This window comes from Nostoc sp. CHAB 5836 (assembly GCF_020829445.1).
Lineage (GTDB): Bacteria > Cyanobacteriota > Cyanobacteriia > Cyanobacteriales > Nostocaceae > Nostoc.
Genome location: NZ_JAIVFV010000062.1, coordinates 16,579 through 37,800, shown reverse-complemented (window position 1 = coordinate 37,800; position 21,222 = coordinate 16,579). Strand labels below are relative to the sequence as shown.

19 protein-coding genes are annotated in these 21,222 nt (G+C 42.6%); 7 read left to right on the top strand and 12 right to left on the bottom strand.

What is annotated here, in order from left to right; genetic code table 11:
• Nucleotides 1-677: 677 nt before the first annotated feature.
• Nucleotides 678-1,400 carry a response regulator transcription factor gene (locus LC605_RS14635; RefSeq protein WP_229548254.1) on the top strand — a complete coding sequence of 241 codons (723 nt, stop codon included), beginning with the start codon at nt 678-680 and terminating at the stop codon, nt 1,398-1,400.
• 111 nt (nt 1,401-1,511) lie between these two features.
• Here LC605_RS14635 and LC605_RS14630 read toward each other — a convergent pair whose 3' ends face one another.
• Nucleotides 1,512-2,873, bottom strand: a complete 1,362-nt coding sequence (locus LC605_RS14630) for a lipid-A-disaccharide synthase-related protein (protein ID WP_229548251.1) — start codon at nt 2,871-2,873, stop codon at nt 1,512-1,514.
• Between the two features lie 272 nt (nt 2,874-3,145).
• On the opposite strand from LC605_RS14630, the gene LC605_RS14625 reads away from it, so the two are divergent.
• A complete protein-coding gene (locus LC605_RS14625; RefSeq protein ID WP_229548250.1) occupies nt 3,146-5,200 on the top strand; it encodes an outer membrane protein assembly factor in 2,055 nt (684 codons plus the stop codon).
• Between the two features lie 285 nt (nt 5,201-5,485).
• Here LC605_RS14625 and LC605_RS14620 read toward each other — a convergent pair whose 3' ends face one another.
• Nucleotides 5,486-6,688, bottom strand: a complete 1,203-nt coding sequence (locus tag LC605_RS14620; RefSeq protein WP_229548249.1) for an FtsW/RodA/SpoVE family cell cycle protein — start codon at nt 6,686-6,688, stop codon at nt 5,486-5,488.
• Between the two features lie 352 nt (nt 6,689-7,040).
• A complete protein-coding gene (locus LC605_RS14615; protein ID WP_229548248.1) occupies nt 7,041-8,357 on the bottom strand; it encodes an aminopeptidase P N-terminal domain-containing protein in 1,317 nt (438 codons plus the stop codon).
• Between the two features lie 443 nt (nt 8,358-8,800).
• Between LC605_RS14615 and LC605_RS14610 the strand changes: the two genes are divergently transcribed.
• Nucleotides 8,801-10,024, top strand: coding sequence for a VCBS repeat-containing protein (locus LC605_RS14610; RefSeq protein WP_229548247.1), 1,224 nt, complete (start codon nt 8,801-8,803; stop codon nt 10,022-10,024).
• A gap of 31 nt (nt 10,025-10,055) precedes the next feature.
• On the opposite strand, the gene LC605_RS14605 is transcribed toward LC605_RS14610, so the two are convergent.
• The 8 genes from LC605_RS14605 to LC605_RS14575 form a co-directional block, all read right to left on the bottom strand.
• A complete protein-coding gene (locus LC605_RS14605; RefSeq protein WP_229548246.1) occupies nt 10,056-10,823 on the bottom strand; it encodes an MBL fold metallo-hydrolase in 768 nt (255 codons plus the stop codon).
• A 3-nt stretch (nt 10,824-10,826) separates the two neighbouring features.
• Nucleotides 10,827-11,426, bottom strand: coding sequence for an aminodeoxychorismate/anthranilate synthase component II (locus tag LC605_RS14600; protein WP_229548245.1), 600 nt, complete (start codon nt 11,424-11,426; stop codon nt 10,827-10,829).
• 57 nt (nt 11,427-11,483) lie between these two features.
• Nucleotides 11,484-11,609, bottom strand: a complete 126-nt coding sequence (locus LC605_RS32955; RefSeq protein ID WP_267868537.1) for a hypothetical protein — start codon at nt 11,607-11,609, stop codon at nt 11,484-11,486.
• Nucleotides 11,610-11,699: 90 nt separating this feature from the next.
• A complete protein-coding gene (locus LC605_RS14595) occupies nt 11,700-12,155 on the bottom strand; it encodes a diacylglycerol kinase family protein (RefSeq protein WP_229548244.1) in 456 nt (151 codons plus the stop codon).
• A 153-nt stretch (nt 12,156-12,308) separates the two neighbouring features.
• Nucleotides 12,309-12,836: an rRNA maturation RNase YbeY gene (gene ybeY / locus LC605_RS14590; protein WP_229548253.1), complete on the bottom strand. Its 528-nt coding sequence runs from the start codon at nt 12,834-12,836 to the stop codon at nt 12,309-12,311.
• Between the two features lie 39 nt (nt 12,837-12,875).
• The gene (locus LC605_RS14585; protein WP_229548243.1) at nt 12,876-13,031 is read right to left on the bottom strand and encodes a DUF3285 domain-containing protein; all 156 of its coding nucleotides are present in this window, start codon (nt 13,029-13,031) and stop codon (nt 12,876-12,878) included.
• 643 nt (nt 13,032-13,674) lie between these two features.
• A protein-coding gene (gene prfB, locus LC605_RS14580; RefSeq protein ID WP_229548242.1) for a peptide chain release factor 2 occupies nt 13,675-14,797 on the bottom strand; the annotation gives its coding sequence in 2 pieces (ribosomal slippage) (nt 13,675-14,724 and nt 14,726-14,797; 1,122 coding nt in all).
• A 389-nt stretch (nt 14,798-15,186) separates the two neighbouring features.
• On the bottom strand, nt 15,187-15,915 hold the full coding sequence (locus LC605_RS14575; RefSeq protein ID WP_229548241.1) for a Bax inhibitor-1 family protein: 729 nt from the start codon (nt 15,913-15,915) through the stop codon (nt 15,187-15,189).
• 515 nt (nt 15,916-16,430) lie between these two features.
• On the opposite strand from LC605_RS14575, the gene LC605_RS14570 reads away from it, so the two are divergent.
• Together LC605_RS14570 and LC605_RS14565 are read left to right on the top strand one after the other, a co-directional pair.
• Entirely contained in the window at nt 16,431-17,216 is a 786-nt protein-coding gene (locus tag LC605_RS14570) for an RNA polymerase sigma factor SigF (protein WP_229548240.1), read from the top strand.
• Nucleotides 17,217-17,274: 58 nt separating this feature from the next.
• Complete coding sequence (locus LC605_RS14565; RefSeq protein WP_229548239.1) at nt 17,275-17,670, top strand: four helix bundle protein; 396 nt, start codon at nt 17,275-17,277, stop codon at nt 17,668-17,670.
• Between the two features lie 29 nt (nt 17,671-17,699).
• Here the strand turns inward: LC605_RS14565 and bchD are convergent, their stop codons facing one another.
• On the bottom strand, nt 17,700-19,724 hold the full coding sequence (gene bchD / locus LC605_RS14560) for a magnesium chelatase ATPase subunit D (RefSeq protein ID WP_229548238.1): 2,025 nt from the start codon (nt 19,722-19,724) through the stop codon (nt 17,700-17,702).
• A 93-nt stretch (nt 19,725-19,817) separates the two neighbouring features.
• Between bchD and LC605_RS14555 the strand changes: the two genes are divergently transcribed.
• Complete coding sequence (locus tag LC605_RS14555) at nt 19,818-20,399, top strand: Uma2 family endonuclease (protein WP_229548237.1); 582 nt, start codon at nt 19,818-19,820, stop codon at nt 20,397-20,399.
• Nucleotides 20,400-20,524: 125 nt separating this feature from the next.
• The gene (locus LC605_RS14550; protein ID WP_229548236.1) at nt 20,525-21,133 is read left to right on the top strand and encodes a hypothetical protein; all 609 of its coding nucleotides are present in this window, start codon (nt 20,525-20,527) and stop codon (nt 21,131-21,133) included.
• The last annotated feature ends 89 nt before the right edge of the window (nt 21,134-21,222 follow it).

Genomic DNA, 21,222 nt, shown 5'->3' with positions numbered 1-21,222 from the left:
TAATGTCGCCAAGCCCTCAGGTAGCAAATCCCCAAAGTTTTAGCAGAATCAGACAATTTCATCAGACGGGATTTTGGACTATATCTGACTATGTTAGACTATATTTTATTTAAAGTTTTCTCATACCTATTTATGAATTTGAAGTCATCCTACCTCTTAGAATTTCGACAATTTTCTTAGCGATCGCAAGACCTGTGTGAGCATTTTCCTAGCGATCGCGGACTTCCTGCCCCTCCCGAACAGCGGGGAGGGGAGACTTTGACCTAAGTAAAAGGCGAGGTGGGGTTCTTTTTTTTGATTTATGTAAGAAGTCTAATCATCTGGTAAAGCAACTTTGACTTTTGTAATTTGTCCATTTTCATCAGCTTGTTTTAAAGTTTTATACAAAATAATACTAATTAACCAATTGAACGTGGCAACTCAAAGCCGAATTCCATAGCAGTAAGCAGCAATTTGGCATTCGTCTCAATATTTCATACTTGTTGTGCAAGTATCCATATATCTCCAGCTAGATTTGTCCTCTATCTAAATATAAAAATATCGGATATTTATTATTTCTATCGGTGGATGCAGACTGGTTAAAATATCATCTATCTTTAGTTTGGGAAAATTAAGAGATTGTAGTTACAAAAGGTAATATTTTGAAAGATGCAAACAGCGAGAGAGTGAGTGTAGCGATGAATGAAATTAGTATTATTTTAATTGAAGATCATGACTTAACGCGAATGGGGCTACGAGCGGCATTACAGTCTCACAGTGCATTAAAAGTAGTTGGCGAAGCAGCAAATGCTACTCAAGGATTAAAACTTTTAGAAACAGCAAAGCCGGATGTAGCTGTTGTAGATATCGGCTTACCTGACATGGATGGCATCGAACTTACCCGGAAATTCAAACGCTACCAGGCTGAAACAGGGCAATCAAATACGAAAATTCTCATCCTGACAATGGATCATACAGAGGATGCTGTGCTTGCAGCTTTTGCGGCGGGTGCTGATTCTTATTACATGAAAGAAACAAGTATCAGTAAATTAACGGAGGCGATTCAAGCAACTCACGGCGGGAACTCTTGGATTGATCCGGCAATTGCCAACGTGGTATTGCGAAAGATGCGCCAAGGTATTCCTGGAGAAAGCCAAGGTTCTGACAAGCCGAAGACTGTAAAAATTGAGGCGCTGGCGTCAGAATACGAGCAAGTTTTGGAAACATACCCCCTGACTCAACGGGAGTTGGAAATCTTAGAATTGATTGTAGCTGGGTGTAGCAATGGGCAAATTGCTGAGAAACTCTACATTACAGTTGGTACTGTAAAAACCCATGTTCGCAATATTCTAAATAAACTGTGTGCCGATGACCGTACCCAAGCTGCTGTGAGGGCTTTGCGTTCTGGGTTGGTGGCGTGAGGGACTGGGGATGAGGGGGATGAGGGGGATGAGGGGGATGAGGGGGATGAGGGGGATGAGGGGGATGAGGGAGAAATAATTAATGCTTAATGCCCAATTACCAATTCCCGTTCAAAATCGTTCCTGTATACATTCTGCAATGCGTAGTGCGGCTCCTGGTTTACCCATGCGTCGTAGACCATTTTCGGCGATAATTTGCAAAATATCAGGATCTTTGAATAGAGACTGTACCACCTTCGCTACTTCTGCTGGCTGCTTGACTAAAATCAATGATGAGCCTAAATGACGACTTTGAGCTTCAGCAAAGGTGGGGTTATATTGAGGGCCATTGCCGGGAATTGCGATCGCAGGTTTCCCTAAACCGATAAACTGTTCTGTGGCTGTACCTGCCATTGCGATCGCTAAATCTCCTAAATGCAAGCAATCATTATAGGCTTGTTGTGTCAGTAATAGATATGCATTTCTTTGTTTAAATGTCAATATATTTGGATCAGTAATTTGGATAGGAGATACTGATTCAGTGCGCCAGCCTTGGGATTGCACACTTTGGGATAAAATATTAGAGTCTAAACCTGGTGCGATCGCACCTAAAAACAGCACAGTGCCAGAAGTGTAAAACACCGAATCCCGCTCCTGGAAACTTGCCACCAATGCAGATACGGCAATCATGATTGTTTCCCAGTTATTATATGCCTCTGGCGGACGGGAACCAGGAAGAAGAGTTACTACAAAAGGTCGAACTGTCTCTTGCTGTTTGCTATCCTGACTAAAAAATTGTTGGCGTGAAAAGGTCGGTTCTAGACCATCCATCATGGGATTACCCAAATTAAAAGCTGGAATTGGCCATTGTTTTAATGTTTCCGTCGTCAACGCATCTCTGGGGAACACCGCCTTACAACGGCGACGACTCATTAACCAACGTTCCCAAGGATGGTAAACTGAACCAGAAAAGTTTTCCCAACGCGCATTCTTGGATTTCCGTGGTAATAATCCACCTTCATCGCGGACATAATATTCAGATTTCGCCGTACCGACAAAAGCATAATTAGCACCACTAAAAGTTGCAAATAACAATGGGACAATATCTCCCACAGCTAAAATTGCTCTTTTATTACCTAATTTTTTTTGGGAACTCACCCAACGACGGACAGCTTTAATTTGGCTGAGGGTAAGTTGCAATAAACCACCGCGTACATCCCGCACCAATTGGCGATTATCCATATAAATAAAGCCGCCAGAAGGCATAGTGCGCACTGAACCGATAACGGCGATATCCAACTCTTGATAAGCACGTCCTTCACCCACCAGAGGTAAAGCAAATATCTCTGGTGGATTTGGTTGTCGTTGAAGTTCTTGCAAAATCCGAACTGCAATGACATCTTCCCCATGACCATTACTTAATACAAGTAACCGCAAAGGAGAAGTTACAGTTTGGGAGTTAGAAGCTAGAGATAATCGAGATACATTACTCATAAGAAACAAAATATCAAAATTAACTGTCTGTTTAGGTAAGAAGTATAAATAGGTAAATCGGCGAAAAAGCTCGAAGTTAGTATTATCCCCATTTCTTTACTCCCTTACAACTCAATACAGTTCAGTTAAGCATTTCCTCCTTCTCTCTTCTCTCTGTGTTCTCTGCGCCTCTGTGGTTCGTAAAAAAAGAGTTTCAGCCCTTTTGTGAACCGTATCGGCTTACAACTAACATCAATTTTGGATAAGTAAGTACGTTAATTAGGTTAAATATTATGCGAGTTTCTGCTACTGCAATTTTTACTTTAGCTACTTTAGCGGCTGGAAATGTCACTCAGCAAGCAACGGCTGCACCCGCCAAAACCGTTACTCCACCAGCAAAAGCTGGTAACTTGGTAGTGCCGATAATTGAAGACACTCCCGCACGGGTAGAGACAATTGCTTCCCCAGAAACTATAGTTGCACAACAATTTTCCCAAAATCTTGTTCCTGTGCAAACAGGTGTAAACAAAAATTCCCCAGTAGTCTTAAAGTCAGCAGACAAGGGTAATTCTCCCGTAACACTTCCTCCAACTCCCTCCTTTTCTCCTTTATCTCCCAAAACCCCTGCTACGGACATCGATTTAGTACTCACAGCTACAGATGTACGGTTAGTGGGAGCCAATCAAGAATTGCAGCAAATCATTCGTAAGGTCATTAAAACCCAGGCGGGTGGAGAAACCAGTCAAAGCCAGCTACAAAAAGATGTAGCTGCAATTTTGAACACAGGTTTATTTAGCAATGTCCGTGTGAATAGCCGTAATACACCTGCTGGGTTAAATGTAGTATACCAAGTGCAACCAGTGATTGTGCGATCGCTGCAATTATCTGGTGCGAAAGTACTTACTTATCAAGTCGCCCAACAACGTTTACAATCTCAGATGGAAACCACCATTAGTCCGGCTGGACTCCAGCAAGCAGTAGCACAAATTAACAAGTGGTACACCGATAACGGTTATAACTTAGGGCGGGTGCTATCAATTAAACCCAATCCTCAAGGAATTCTGACTGTGAATGTGGCTGAAGGGTTGGTGGGTGATATCAAGTTTCGCTTTGTCAACGATGAGGGTAAAACCGTCGGAGGACGCACTAAACCAGATTTTTTGCAACAGCAACTCAAGTTGAAACCTGGTCAAATCTTCCAAGAAAATGTCATCAAGCAAGATATACAACAGCTATATCGTACCGGTTTATTTGAGAGTGTGAATGTGGCTTTAGAAGGAGATGCAACAAACCTTGATTTAGTCTACCGACTCAAAGAAACTGGGGCACGTGGTGTTAACTTGGGTGGTAGTTATAATGCCGATCAAGGATTAACAGGTACAATCAGCTATCAAGATCAGAATGTCGGCGGTATTAATGACACTTTCGGCGTGAATCTTGGTGTAAGTAGCCGAGACTTGCAATTTAATAGCAAATTTACCAGTCCCTATCGGACAACTAACCCCGATCGCTTGGGCTACACTGTAAATGGTTTTCGTCGTCAGGAACTTTCAGAAACCTTTGATGACAAAATTAAGCTAGCTAATGGCGACAAAGTGCGAGAAGGTCAAATTGGCGGTGGTGTCAGCTTACAGCGACCAATTGACAACTGGAATACCTCATTAGGATTAAACTATACCCGAACTAGTATTCGCGATCGCCAAGGTAATATTACCCCAACTGACGCTCAAGGCAACCCCTTATCTGCCAGTGGAACCGGTATTGATGACTTAACGACCGTATCCTTCGCCGCCACCAAAGACCAACGAGATAACTCCATCAATCCAACTCAAGGTTCCGTTTTGAGTCTGAGTACAGAACAATCTGTACCTATTGGTCAAGGTAATATTTCCCTCAATCGCCTCAAAGCCAACTACAGCCAATATTTACCAGTCCAGTTATTTAACACCAAACAGCCACAAGTATTTGCAGTGAATCTGCAAGCTGGTACCGTCATTGGGAATTTACCGCCTTACGAAAGCTTTAACTTGGGTGGTTCCAACTCAGTACGCGGTTACGATTCTGGAGATGTTAGCAGTGGGCGCAGTTATGTGTTAGCTTCCGCAGAATATCGTTTTCCCGTCTTACCAATAGTCGGCGGTGTATTGTTCGCCGATTTTGCCTCAGATTTAGGCTCTGGTGATACTGTATTAGGAAATCCGGCAGGTGTGCGGGATAAACCAGGTTATGGTTTTGGTTATGGGGCGGGAGTGCGATTAAATTCACCACTAGGCTTAATTCGGGCTGACTATGGCATTAATGACCAGGGAGAAAGCAAAGTACATCTGGGTATTGGTCAGCGATTTTAACTAAGCGTGAAAGTCCCGCAAGGAACTGAAGTTCCTTGCTGATAGCTCAAGTCATCTAAAAGATGACTAAATAATCGGAAAAATTTTTAGTCTACTGAAGTAGACTTTAGCTTTCAAATTGCCGCAAATGCTCTCTAACTTCATTCGCGATCGCCAAAAGATGTCTAGTGATTTATCGCATTAATTCTGATAGATAAATCAAATTTCCATTTCTCTTCTTTCCTTCTTTGCGTGCTTTGCGGTTCGTTCTCTTATCCCCCAAATTGAACGAGACAGACCACTAGCTCAATTCCTATTTTTATAAAAAGCTCTGCGTCTGCGTCCATTTTCAACCAGGGGTTTTCGCAACGGTACTACCTCAGCTTCACTACTTTCGCGTGCTACCCGAATCAGCAACCCAGCACCTATTAAGCTAGCAATCATGGAATTACCACCATAACTAAACATAGGCAAAGGTAAACCCGTAGTCGGTAGAGAACCTGTAGCAACACCAATGTGGAGCAATGATTGTCCTACCATCAAAATCGTCACACCGATCGCTACCAATCGATGTACTGTATTTTTAGCCTTCAGCGCCACAATTAATCCCAGAGTAGCGAATGTAGCTAAAAGTGCTAACAACACCATACTGCCAACAAAGCCAAATTCTTCAGCGAACACCGCAAAAATAAAATCAGTATCCTGAATTGGTAAATAAAACAGCTTTTGTTGAGAAAGCCCAAATCCAGACCCCCAAGTTCTACCAGAACCCACAGCTAGTAGACTTTGCACCAACTGGTAGCCATCTCCTGTAGCATCCGCCCAAGGATTCATGAATGACATCACCCGCTTACGCTGGTACTCTTTGATACTAATACTGAGTACTGCTAACATTACTCCACCAATTGCTGTCCCTCCCAGGTACTTGTAAGGTAAACCACCTGCTAAAGCAATTAGCCAAATAGTCATACCGCAAAGTGCTGTTGTACTCAAGTTAGGTTGAGCAAGAATTCCTAGAAGTACCAGACCGAAAATACCCAACCAAGCCAAGCGAATCCGCCAACTGATTCGTTCCCACTGACCAAAAAGCCGCGCACTTTGCAGCACCAAAAAGGGTTTAATTAATTCTGAAGGTTGAATCGGAATTGGCCCGATCGCAATCCAACGCGCTGCATCAAAAGCCTTTTTTCCTAATCCTGGGATCAGTGTGACAAAAATTAACGCCAAAAACAGCAACAAAAACCAATGGGATAGTCCCAAAATTTTCTGCAAGGGTAAATTAACAATAATATTGAATCCGATTAAGGAAACAAAGACCCAAAGCAGTTGACGCTTAAAGTAGTACAACCCATCATTATGGCGGCCATCAGCCACAGGATAGGATGCTGAAAATAGCATAATCAAGCCGACAAACAGCCAAATCAACGTTAACCAGCGCAACAACCGCGCTTCTAATGCCCAGTTGGAGACTGAACTATCAAAAATTGGAATCAAGCGGCGTAGATTCACGAGTAGTATGGGTAAAAAGTTAGGAGTTAGGAGTTAGGAGTTGGGAGTTAGAAATAAAACTCATAAATCATAACTTATAACTCATAAGTAAGTACGTTGGTGCGAAAAAATTCAAGTATGTTACGAAACGTAAATAAGCTTAAAACCCTTACTAATGACAAATGACAAATGACAAATGACAAATGACAAATGACAAATGACAAATGACAAATGACAAATGACAAATGACAAATGACAAATGACAAATGACAGCCTTAGCTAGTTAACTTTAATTGCGCCAACCTACTTAGGCTTTACGACTATAAATGTCGGAATCTGATTTGATTCCTGTTCTAGGGCCAAAGGGGCTTGGTCAGGTTGACTTTTCTATTTCATCTACTGCTTTGGGAACCCCCGCAGTTAATACCTCATGTCCGCCAGGTGTAACTAACACATCATCCTCAATCCGAATGCCAATGCCAACCCATCGAGGATCTGTCTCTGGCTGGTCTTCTGCTAATTTAGTATCTGGCACTATATATAGTCCCGGTTCCACTGTCAAAATTTGACCTGGTTGCAAAATCTGTGGTTTGTCTTCTCCGTGCTGGTAAACCCCGACATCATGGACATCCAAACCTAACCAATGACTGGTGCGATGCATATAATATGGCTTATATTTTTCTTCTTCAATTAACTTATCAATTTCACCTTTGAGAATGCCAAGCTCGACTAAACCTTCGGTGAGGACGCGCACTGCTGTATCATGAACTAATTTGAAGGGATTACCTGGTTGCACTTGAGCGATCGCTTGTTTTTGCGCCTCCAAAACAATTTCATACAGTATCTTTTGTTCTGGCGTGAACTTACCCCCCACAGGAAATGTCCGGGTAATATCGGAGTTGTAATAACCGTAGGCACAACCGGCATCAATTAGCAGTAATTCTCCATCCTGCATTTGACGATTATTTTCAATATAGTGCAGTACGCAAGCATTCACACCCGAAGCCACAATGGAAGGATAAGCCGGCCCTAACCCACCCCGCACTCGAAAGATGCGTTCCATCTCCGCCTGTATTTCATACTCATAACGTCCGGGTGCGGCGATTTTTTGACCGTAATTGTGTGCCTCAGTGGCGATCGCGACTGCTTGACGCATCAATTCCAACTCAGCTTCACTTTTGATTAGTCTCATGCTATTGAGGACAGGGCCAGTATCTTCAATGGCGATCGGCCCCGTACCGCGCTTCGGATAAGTCCGCAGTAAACTTTGATAATGTCCCAAGATTTGGTCATTAAAAGTGCGATCGCGTCCTAAGTGATAGTAAATGCGGCTGGCTTTTTCCAAATACTGCGGTAACTTTTCATCTAACTCGCTAATCGGGTAAGCTTCATCAGCACCATAAATTTCCTTGGCTGCATCTACTCCACAAAGATAGCCAGTCCATACTTCCTTTTCCCGATCCTTCGGTTGGACAAATAGCACAAACCGATGTTCTGAATGATGTGGCGCTAACACGGCAACGGCCTGTGGTTCGTTCAAGCCTGTCAGGTAGAAAAAATCACTGTCTTGACGATAAACATACTCGACATCGTTGTGCATCACTGCCATTGGCGCACTGCGAAAAATGGCTGTACCATCACCAATTTTTGCCATTAATTGCTCACGACGCTGCCGATATTCTGCTTGCATAGCTAATGTATTTATGAAAGTATTGTGTTATTTTACGCTGCTCACAACTAGAGGATGCACAGATCGTGCCTCTTAATAGTTGTTAATGTTATGTTATTTTAACCAATATTTGTTTCTGACAATTCAGGTCATCTGGAAAACCTCTTGATTTTTGAAAAGATACGTAGGGTGCGTTACGCGAAAGGCACCCTACTTAATTTTGTTCATCAATAAAATCGAACTGCTATATATCAAACACATTTTTTTTTGAAGTTGCTTGTATAGAACTTGAAACTTTTATAGAAACAGTTTAAAAACAATGATATTTATCTTCAAATAATGACATTAAGAAAGAAAAAATAGTTATGAAGAAATCTGGAAAACCTAGTAAATGTTATTCGGTTACAGAAAGAGAATATCAAAAACAGTTAAAAAAATATTACAGCCAATCATAAAAACATACCATGCCTGGAACTGAAATTACTTCAAACCCTTTGAATGCGCAATGGACAGAAACTTCGCTAAAAATACAAGCATTAGCATCTCCTCTAGATAATCCAAATACTCTAAATTCTCTTTCACCTTTTAGGAGCAGCAGCTCCTTTAAACCGCAACAATCTGCACTATTGTCAGCAAATCCCAATCCTAATCCTTACTTAACCAGTGCGGCAATTGTTCCTGACTTTAACGGTGATGGCAAAACGGATAAACTTTGGGTCAATACCCAAACTGGTGAAATTATCGTTCGCCTAATGGATGGGACAAGAGTTGTTGAACAGGGTTCTTTGGGTCAATTTGACCTAACCGCCTATGATTACAAAATTGCCGATTTCAACAATGATAGCAAAACCGATTTCTTATTACGCAATAAGACAACCGGCGAGAATAGCATTGTGTTGATGGATGGTACCAGAGTTGGTACTGCGGCTTCTCTAACTAGCGTTGACGGAGCCTGGAATCCTCAGATTGGCGATTTCAATGGCGATCGCAAAACCGATATCTTCTGGCATAATAATCAAACTGGTGAGAACGCTATTTGGCAGATGGATGGTACTACCGTTCTGAATGCAACTGTTCTAGACCCTACAGACGCAGCACTAACTCCTACCATTGTTGATTTCGACGGCAATGGCAAGAGTGACATTTTCTGGCGCAATCAGACAACAGGCGATAACAACGTTTGGTTTATGGATGGTACGCAAAAGAGTGAATTTGCGCTCCAATCACAAGACGCAGCCTGGACTTATAGCGTTGGCGATTTCAACGGTGATTTAAGCACTGACCTGCTGTGGAGAAACGCTCAAACAGGTGAGAACAAGGTTTGGACGATGAATGGTATCTTAGTCACAGAAGGTGCTTTGGGCACACTTGACTCAGCCTGGACTTCTAAAATTGGTGATTTCAACGGCGATGGTAAAACCGATATCTTCTGGCACAATGGAACCACAGGCGCGAACACCGCTTGGTTGATGAATGGTACGACAGTTGCTACTGAAGCTTTCTTACCAACTAATAGCGCGGCCTTGACACCATCCCTCGGCGACTTCAACGGCGATGGTAAGACCGACATCTACTGGCGTGATCAGACAGCAGGTGCAGACAACATTTGGACTATCAATGAGACGACAGCTGTTGAGACTCCCATCAGCGACCCAGATAAGCTTACCCCAGAGTGGTATACGTTCTAAAAGCTAGAAACAGGGTTCATTCAATTGCTCATCAAAATTTGTAACTCAAAACCTGAATTACGCTATTTTCCGGCAAATCTTTAGGGTTAATGGAAATAGTATCTGTGCTGCTACGCCGCACTGTTATTCCTTGCATTAACGTTAGAAAATCGTCGAGTGGCAAAATGTCGCACGCAGCAGCATCGGCGGCTTGTGTCCGGTAATGGGTGGGAATTACTAGCTTGGGATTTAATACCTCAACGGCCTGCTTTGCTTCCTGAGCATTGTAGGCTTTTGCACTACCACCCACTGGAATAAATAGCACATCGGGACGCCCCATGAGGATTTTTTGCTCAATGGAAATGGGTGCAGCAGCTCCCCCTAAGTGTAAAATATTAATTCCGCTTTGCTTCCAACTCCAAGCAGTATTTGAACCAAACTGCTTACCACCTTTGCGATCGTGGTCTATGGCAATTCCTTGGAACTTAATGCCTTTGAACTCGTAAACTCCGGGTTCGTAAATGAGTTTTGCATTTCCCGGTAGTATGTCCACAGCACCTTCATCCAGAAGTTGGCTACTAATTAGTACCAAATCTGCTGCAACTTTCGGTGGACGATACCCAGCAGTACAGCCGACCGCCCGAAACGGATTTACCAGAATTTTCGCACCGCCACCAGTAAAAAGAAAGCAAGTATGACCCAACCACTGAACTGATAAACCGCTAGATTGTGCGTCAGCTTGAGATTCAGAACCCAAGGTAGTAAGCAAAGCTGTTACCAACCCCGCCCCAGCATAGGCCATCAACTGTCGTCGTTTCATTAATTATGCTCTTGACTGTAACTGTTGGAGAAAATTTCGCAATAACTGTTTTCCTGAAGATGTCAGGACACTCTCTGGATGAAACTGGACGCCCTGAATGTGAGGATAGTTCCGGTGTCGCACTCCCATAATGGTGTTATCTTCAACCCAAGCGGTGATTTCTAACACATCTGGGCAAGTCTCACGTTCGATTACCAAACTATGATATCTGGTGGCGGTTAAAGGATTTTCTAATCCTCGGAAAACCCCCACTCCACTGTGAGACACCTGAGAGGTTTTGCCATGCATCAACTCTGGAGCCGGAATTATTTTAGCACCGAATACTTGACCAATGCTTTGATGTCCCAAACAGACACCCAAGATTGGTAAATTTTGTCCTAGCTGTTCAATCAATTTTAAAGAAATGCCAGCATCTTCCGGGCGACCAGGCCCAGGAGAAATAACCACGGCTTCTGGCTTTAATGCCCGAATCTCATCTATGGATATCTTGTCGTTACGAAAAACTTTAATATCATCTGCTACTGGGAACTGTGGTGCCAATTCTCCCAGATACTGCACCAAATTATATGTAAAACTGTCGTAATTGTCGATAACTATAATCAAAGCTCATCACTCCTGGTTTTTACCACTCATCAGTTGCAAAAAGGATGGACAAGTATCTTATGCTATTTGCGTCGCTTTACTTAGATATAAAGCAGCTACTTTACGACCAGCCACTTCCCAAAGATTACCAAGTAACTCTTTACCCAGGATGTTTAGCGCCGCAGCTACGCCCGTCCTAGACATCGCACTGTTTAAATTTTCAATATGTTCTCCAAAGGCGATCAAACAAGGTGTGATCCTCTTAGGGAGTGACTTGGCGATCGCAAATCACGTCTACAAAGCCGATATAATTAACTTTACCAGAGGGGGCAACAATAAGATACCAGCTACCAGCACTGCTACCAAAGCAGAGATCAGCACTGCACCTGCTGCACAATCTTTAGCAATTTTTGCCAACTCATGGTATGTCTGCTTAACAGTTAAGTCCACCAGTGACTCGATCGCTGTATTGAGTAACTCTAATGCCAAAACTAAACCACTAGTTATACCAATCACCGCTATTTCTACTGCTTGCAGATGCAAAAAAACGCTTAAAGCGATCGCCATTGCACAAACACTTATGTGAATGCGAAAATTACGTTGAGTTTGAAAACTATAGCTGATTCCAGCCCAGGCATATTTAAAACTAATAAATAAATTAGAGGCCACTTTCCAGGATAATTCCCGTTCGTCAGACACCAGTGTTTGAAACGAGGTGGGTGTTGGTGATGGAGAAATTTTTTGGGACATAGACTTAAAAACAAAAGAATAGAGTTGCTACAGTGGGAATATTCGCCAATATTAATGGCGCAATTAACTTTCAGGCAATCTTTAAGCAATTTTCAACAGAAGTATTATAAAAGTATTACCCAAAATTAACATTAAGATATACACAAGCTACTGCTATTGGAAGTCAACAGCAATACCTATAGCATTCAGCAATCTCACTTGCTGTTCTAACATTCGCCCCAAACTTTGTTCATCAGGATGATCCCAGCCCAACAGGTGCAATAAACCGTGAGCAGCTAACCAAGCTAGCTCAGTTGGTAAAGTGTGTTCTTGTTGTTGAGCTTGACGTTGTGCTGTATCTACAGAAACAATAATATCACCTAGATATAATGGTACAGAGATCAGCATTTCTTCGTTTTGAGGAACATTCACCTCCAAAGCAGCAAAGGCTAAAACGTCTGTAGGCTTATCTTGTTGACGATACTGAGCATTGAGTTCTTGAATTTGCGAGTCATCTGTCAAACGCAGACCGATTTCATAACTGGGCGCTGGCGGAATCTGAGGGTAAAGTATTTCCAACCACTTATTAAACCAGTTTTCCCAAGTTTCAGGAGTAATTCGGGCTTGAGTGTCGCCAATCTTTAGAGATGTTGTTGGGGACAACTCATAAAAATACTCCTCTACATATAGTTCAACTCTCAGGGGCACACAGTCTCCTAGTCTGAGGTTTACGGTTTGTCGTTAGTGAGTTAGGTAAGCAAGACCAACAAGGAGAGCTAAAAGCCCTACGGCAGTCAACCCAAAATGCTTTAGGGAAGTTCCACCCTTGCGCACCATATTTCGCATGGCAAGCTTTACATAGCTAGGCTGAGTTTCTGTTGAAGGAGGGTTGCTCATAGTTATTTTTCTACAGACTCTTTTATAACTGTAACAGTTGGTCTGCCATAGAATTGCGATCGCCTGTATATTGCTAAGTATTTATCTGAAAAAGCGCTAATGATGTGGGGCGCTGTGCGATGTCTACGACCTGACAATTCAGATTATGTCGAAAAGTCCACCAAAAATCCAAGGGACTTCCAATTTAAAAAATACTCAACTACTTCTTATGGGGTGGGCGACACCAGGGCCCTTGACTACGGGGGGGGGCGAGACGCCCACCCCACAAGATTGAATAATTTATATGAAAAAAGTGAAGGTTTAAAACCTCGTCCGCAAGTGGCGCGAAACAGTCCTTGTATCCCAAGGTAGGTAGAAACCCCACCCCTTGTGGGTGGCTTGATTCAATTGCGAATTGCGAATTGCGAATTGCGAATTGGTTTCATTTATTGGAAGTCCCTAACCCCCTTCCCGATGCTCTAAGGGTGAAATTCAAAGTCTCTCTCCTAAAAGGAGAGAGATTTAGAGAGAGGTTTTCCAGATGACCTAAATTGTCAGGTCTACGACGGGTGTAGCTGCGGCGCCAATCTAAAACACCAAAAATAAATAACAAGTGCTAAGTAATATTAAAAATAATTACTTAGCACTTGTAAATAATCCACAATTATGCTCCAGTATTTTCTACTAGTTTATTTTCTTGGCGCAAATAAGCTTGGATAAATGTATCAAGTTCACCATCCATTACGTCGCCAATCGCCGTTGTTTCCGTGTTTGTACGCAAATCTTTCACCATTTGGTAAGGATGAAACACATAGTTACGGATTTGGTTTCCCCAGGAGGCTTCCACCATATCGCCACGAATTTCGGCGATTTCTTGGGCACGTTGCTCCTTGGCGATGACCAACAGCTTTGCTTTGAGACGATTTAGGGCTTTTTCTTTATTTTGCAGCTGCGATCGCTCTTCTGTACAACGCACGGCAAGACCTGTGGGAAGGTGAACAATCCGCACCGCAGTTTCTACTTTGTTGACATTTTGTCCACCTTTCCCACCAGAGCGAGTTGTGGTGATTTCCAAATCCTTGTCTGGAATATCCAATTGCACAGAGTTATCAATCTGCGGCATCACTTCCACCCCTGCAAAACTGGTTTGTCGTTTGCCGTTGGCATTAAAAGGTGAAATCCGCACTAAGCGATGTGTACCCATCTCAGATCGCAAATAACCATAAGCATAGCGACCAGTAATTTCTAGGGTTGCCGATTTAATTCCCGCTTCATCACCCTCCGACTCTTCAGCTAAAGTTACCTTATAGCCGTGATCTTCAGCCCAACGGGTGTACATCCGCATCAGCATAAATGCCCAGTCTTGAGCATCTGTGCCACCGGCACCAGCACTAATGGTCAGTACAGCACCTTCGGCATCATAGGGGCCAGAAAGTAACTGTTGTAACTCCCACTGATCTAGGTCACGATTCAGTTTAGTGATGGTAGATTCTGCTTCTTGCAGTAGCGCCTCATCAGTTTCCAACTCCAACAATTCAACAACTGCCTTAGTATCTTCGAGATTGGTGTGCCAGCGATCGTATTGCTGGAGGTGGGCTTTTAGGTCGTTGAGTTCTTGCAGTGTTTGTTGGGCTTGGGTTTGGTCATTCCAAAATTCTGGCTGTGCTGATATTTTTTCGAGGTCTTGAATTTTGGCTGTCAGTGCAGGTACGTCAAAGATAGTCCTGGGTTTTACCCAGGCGGCCAGACAACGTTTCGATTTCGCGTTTGAGTTCTAGGACATCCATAATGCTTGCTGAATGAGAGATAGAGCTATTGGGATTGGGAAATTGCTCTTTATTCTACTATGTTTATTAATTTTAGCTGTAGTTAGGCAAATTCTCTCTGCACCACTTAGTATAAGAGTCAATACAGTTCAGTCAAGCATTTCTTCCTTCTCTTTGCGTCCTTTGCGTCCTTCTCCCAGGGGGAGACGCACTCGCGTTTGCGGTAGCCTGCGGCAAGCCGAAGCGTCTACGTTAAAAAAATTGACTTTGGCAAACAGCTTTAGCCTTAACCGAAGGCTATTGTAGTATAAGTTACAAAAATTGCTCTAGCTTCTCATCCCACAAAAAACCGTGGCTGCTAACGCTTGACCACGGTTGATAATTTGTTAAGATTTCCCACTTACAGACAACTAATCGCGGCCATTGATGGCAATTAGCAACCGCAAGATAAAGACAAACAAGTTGATGTAAGTGAGGTACATCGACAAAGCAGCAGGTAGATATTGATCATCGCTGTAAGTGCGGGGCAAGATGTAGAAATCGACAACAGAAACCCCAACAAACAGAAACACTCCCAAACCAGAGATGGCGATTTCTAACCAATTTGGCGTGTAAACACCAAACATGGCAAACCCAAATTGGGCTAAACACACAACCACCAAGGCAATAACACCAAGATTGATGGTTTTCGTCAAAGCCATCCCATCTTGTTCAGAAAGATTTGAACCAATTTGACGGGCGAGAATAAAAGTAACACCACAACCAAGAGCAGCCAACCCAATGCCTTGAATGCCAACACCTTGAGATCTCAAAGCGACAAATACCAAGCCACTGAGAGTATATCCAGACAAGAGGCTGTAGGTTGCCAACAGTGGTAGTGCAAGACCCTTGTTACCTTTTTGGGCAACATTTTGGGCAACAAAGAACAAAATTAACTCCAAAATTACCGCACCAATGAAGGTGGGAAAGAATATTCCGGGGTTAGTGCGGATAACTCCCAAACCGCCGTAGGTTCCTAATGCTGTTAGCACCAATCCACCACCGACGTAGGGGAGGGCGTTGGCAATCACGTTTGGCCCTACGAGGGCATGAGATTTAGCCTCACGGATAGCTTCACGAAAATTACTGGTATTGCTCATATTGAAAAACTGTTTTTTAGGAAAACGTTCTGCCTATTCCTATTTTTACCAATCTTTGCGGTTAACAGCCAAGAGACATCTAGCGAAATTAAATATGCGTTACCCAGAACCCTTGTAGAAACGTAGCAGTGCTACGTCAAAACAATTGTTTTTCACTCCTATGTCTCAGGATTAAAAATTAGAATCGTCAGTCTCTGAGGATTCCACAAAATATTTAGTACTGACAGCATATTCTTTAGGCTTGATTGTGATTAATTTAACTAGTCCTGTGGGTTTATGCAAAAGCTAAACATTATGGGCAATCGAAGAGTTTTGTAAAAAATAAAAATAACCTGCAACAGAGAGGTTATAAAAATCATGCGTACAAATACGTAATTACAGAGTGGGAGTCCTCATAAGTTCAGTGAAACGACCATAGCTTATTCCGGGTTGACTAAGGAAAATAATGACAGCTTAAAAGAAAATATACGCAGATCTATTTTCTGAGGAATAGGAGTTACAACAAAGGAATGTATATGGCAGCAAGTGAGTCCTCTTTACGAACTGATGGTATAGAATTATTGCACTTGTACCACCAGAATCCTTCTATTAAACTTCGTAATAAACTTGTACAGTTACATACTGGCTTAGTGCGGAAGATGGCTCATAAATTCAGCCATCAATGTAATGAACCTTATGAAGATTTAGAACAAATCGGTTATTTTGGTTTAATTAGGGCAATTGAGCGCTTCGACCCTAGCCAAGGATATGCTTTTAGTTCCTTTGCAGTGCCATACATTCGCGGTGAGATGCTACACTTTTTGCGCGATCGCAGTACTCTATTAAAAATTCCTCGTCGTTGGCAAGAATTGTACAATGAAGGACAAAAGATTCGCAAGGACTTGTCAATCTCTTTAGGTCGCCCGCCCAAGGATGCTGAAATTGCTAAGGAACTTCGGGTATCTGTGCATGAATGGCAAGAAACCAAGTTAGCGGCTCAAAACCGGATGCCTTTGAGTTTAGACGCAACCGCAGTTAACTATGTTGATTGCCAAATAACCTTGGGTGAAGCACTTCCTTGTCCTCGTTCTCATGTGCTTCTGCAACAAGAAGAAGAACGCCAACAACTTCAAGGCGCAATCAATATGTTGGAAGAAAAGCCCCGCATGGCAGTTGAAATGGTATTTTTGAAGGAACTTTCTCGCAAAGATGCCGCTAAAAATATTGGCACTAGTCCCATGACAGTAACGCGCTATCTGCAAAAGGGAATTCAAGATTTGATTTGTTATTTGCAACCACAGGTAATGCCCACTGGATCGTAGTCATTTGAGGGGGATGGGGGGGATGAGGGGGATGAGGGGGATGAGGGAGATGGGGGAGATGAGGGAGAACAGTATAAGAGTTATTAAAGATCATAAGGATTTAGAAGTTTATAAAATGGCTTTTGATTCAGCCATGATAATTTTTGAACTATCAAAAAAGTTTCCATTAGAGGAACGTTATTCGTTAACCGATCAGATTCGTCGCTCCTCACGTTCAGTTTGTGCTAATTTTGCTGAGGGATGGCGTAAAAGAAGATATCAAGCTGCTTTTGTGGCTAAGTTAAATGACTGTGAAGCAGAATCAGCAGAAACTCAGACCTGGATTGAGTTTGCTGTTAAGTGCAACTACACGAATATTGAAATAGGTCGAGAACTATATGGTACATACAACCAAGTTCTCAGCGGTCTAGTACATATAATTAACAAACCATCACCTTGGCTAATTAAGCATTAACCCCCTCATCCCCCTCATCCCCCTCATCCTCAACGAGATTTTAAATCAGCGATCGCACCTTTGGTCATGGCAGCAATAGCTTGGTCTGTCGCTTTCGGCAAATGATAATATTTACCGCCTGCTGTTTGCGATAATTCCTTGGCAAAGCCCGTAGACACAAATTTACTTTCTGTATCAATTACTAATAGTTGCATCCCCAAAGCTCGGATTCTGGCAGCAATTTCTAATAATTCTCCTTTGATATCTGGCTTTTCTCCTGGTTCTAGCTGTTCACCTAAAGAACGTGCTAAGGGAATATTACCTCGTCCATCGGTAATTGCTACAAGGACAACTTGCCCAATATCTCCACTCATCTGGGCATTTAAGCCGACGCGGACGGCTTGAGTTAAACCATGCGCTAAAGGCGAACCTCCACCACAGGGTAACCTTTCCAAACGGTTACGCGCCAATGCAATAGAACGTGTTGGAGGCAATAATACCTCTGCCTGTTCTCCCCGGAAGGGAATTAATGCTATTTGGTCGCGGTTTTGATAAGCTTCTGTCAACAGTTGCATCACCGCACCTTTAGCCGATTGCATTCGATTCAGGGCCATTGAGCCAGAAGCATCTACCACAAATACCACCAATGCCCCTGCTTTCCGTACCAGGCGTTTTGAGCGAATATCAGCCTGTTCGACAATCACTTTTCTTTCTGGGTGTCTTTCTCTTCGTGCTTTTTGATAAGGAGCAGCTGCTCTTAATGTAGCGTCTACTGCAATGCGTCGCGCTTTCCCTTTGGGCAACATTGGCTTAATGTAGCGTCCCCTGTCATCAGAAAATATGACACTACGACTACCAGATTTACCTTGCCGCTTCGCCATTTGAGTAAAGTAAAGCACGTTGTCATCAAGAATTACCCCTTCTGGATCAAAAATGAATTCTTCCGGGATGCTAGGGGGTTCTTGCTCTTGATTTTCTTCCTGTTCTTCCTGTTCTTCGTCTTCTGATTCGTCTGGTGGTTCTTCTTGATTCTGTTGTGGTGGCGGTGGTGGCGGTGGTGCTTGATCTGGTGGTGGTGTCTGCACAATTGTGGCGCGTGGTACAATCACCAGTTCCACAGCACGGCGCAAATCTTCAGCATTAACTGTTGTTCGTCCCTCCAAAGCTGCCGCCGCCTTAGCAACCCGCGTGGCAAATAACTCGGCGCGATGTCCCTGAACTCCTCCCCGAATCGCTTCATCTACTAAGTAAGCAATTTGTTCATGGGTGATGGTTACTTCTTTCAACCATTCCCGTGCCAAGATGATTTGGGTTTTGAGTGAGTCTAAATCTTCGTTGTACTGTTGGAGGAAGTCTTGGGGAGATTTAGAATAAGCGATCGCAACTTCAACTGCTGCGACTCTTTGATCTAAGCCGAGTACACCGTCAGCAGAGAGTGCGATCGCAATTCTATCTAGCAAATGCTCCCGTAATCCACCTTCTTCGGGGTTATAAGTGGCAATAAATAAGGATTTACACGGATGCTGAAAACTGATCCCTTCCCGTTCTATTTGGTTGCGTCCCTCAGATAATACTGTTAAAAGCTGATTTGATATTTGGTCATCTAATAAATTAATTTCATCTACGTACAGTACACCCCGATTTGCTGTAGCGAGTAATCCGGGCTGAAAGATCGTATCACCTTGTTTTACCGACTTTTCCACATCCACCGAACCGAGGAGTCGGTCTTCTGTGATACCTAGAGGAATTTGCAAAAAAGGCGCGGGGATAATTTCGACGGGAACATCTTGAATGTCTTTGTCTGCGTACTCCGCCAAAAGTTGATCATCCCATTCTTCTGGGTGATTGGGGTCGCAATTGCTGATTGAACCTTTGACAACTTCAATGGGTGGTAGTAGAGCGTGGATAGCACGAGCCATTACAGATTTTGCCGTACCGCGACGACCTGCGATCGCTACTCCTCCCAAACCAGGATCAACTGCGGCTAACAGCAGGGCTAATTTAATTGCTTCCTGACCGACTACGGCTGTCAAGGGAAAGGCTGTGATCGTGGGATTGATACTAGGCGCAGGCATTGTTTGCTTTTATGGCGAGTCTCGGCCTTTAGCATACCAATTTCTGACACATTTAGAATAAGTATATTATGGCAATGAGAGAAAGGTAAGGTTATGAGTATTGCTCAGGCTAAACGCTTCACACTAGATGAATACCACAGGCTTATTGAATTGGGTTTTTTCCATGAAGATAACCACATTCAATTAATCAACGGGGAAATTATTGAAATGGCATCCAAAGGTACAGCCCATGAAACTTGTTTAAGAAAATTGTGGAAGGAACTCCCCAAAATTCTCAAAGACAAGGCTACTTTACAATCTCAAGCCCCGATTACTTTACCACCTAACAGCGAACCTGAACCTGATTTTGCGATCGTTCAAAACCGTGCTGATGATTATCTGTCAGATCACCCTAAACCGGCTGACGTGTTATTGGTGATGGAGGTTTCAGATTCTTCTTTGGGCTATGATCAAGATGTGAAAATACCTCTCTACGCTAAAGCAGGTATTACTGATTATTGGATATTCAATTTATTCGATAATTATTTAGAAGTTTACAGTGAGCCATATCAAGATAATCAAGGTAAATATGGTTATTTAAATAAGCGAATTATCTTACCAAATCAGGTAATAAATTTTCCCTGCTTCCCTGATTTATCTCTTGATTTAGTTAGAGTTTTTCCGCCAAAGTTATAAAAAAATGTTTGTAAAGTATTGGGCGAATGGAATTCGCTGCTACACATTTGTTAACCCACGGAGGTGGGTTTTGTCTCTGTAGCCGTGACTTACAGTCGCCAGGGCTTTTCTAAGGACTAATTTTTATGGCTTACAGTGATTTTAAACTTATTGAAGTTATTGATTCTTTTGGGTTAGTTATCCACGAATCATCTGGACTATTCGCAAATGTACAGGAACAAGAATGTAGTGATTTATTATCTACTATTCTTAAGGAAAATGTTGATTTAGCAGTGGCAATCAGTTCGGATAAAGCTCGGAGTGAAATGATAATCAGTCCAATTTTATTAGAAATTAGACGCAAATTTAATTATGAGATAAGTTTGTTTTCTGGAGTTGACTTCACAGTTGATAGTCAGCGAGGATTAGACGGCTTTTGTGATTTTATTTTAAGTCTTTCTTCGGAACAGTTACTTGTACGTAGTCCGGTGATTGTCTTAGTAGAAAGTAAAAATGAGAACTTGAGGTCTGGTTTAGCACAATGTATTGCTGAAATGGTAGCTGCTCAGTTATTTAACGACAGAGGTGGAAATCAAATTAAAGCTATATATGGTGCTGTTACTATCGGTACAATCTGGCAATTTCTTCAGCTTGAAGCTAATGTAGTTTCGATTGATTTGAGTGAATATTATATTCAGGATATTAAGAAAATTTTAGGTATTTTGTATGGTGCGATCGCGCAAAGTAAACCGTAAATTATTTATTAGCTTAAATATTTTTTAAATAATCCCATAGAGCATTTTTAAAGTTCATGGATATGAGTGAGTGCTTTAACGAATCTTCA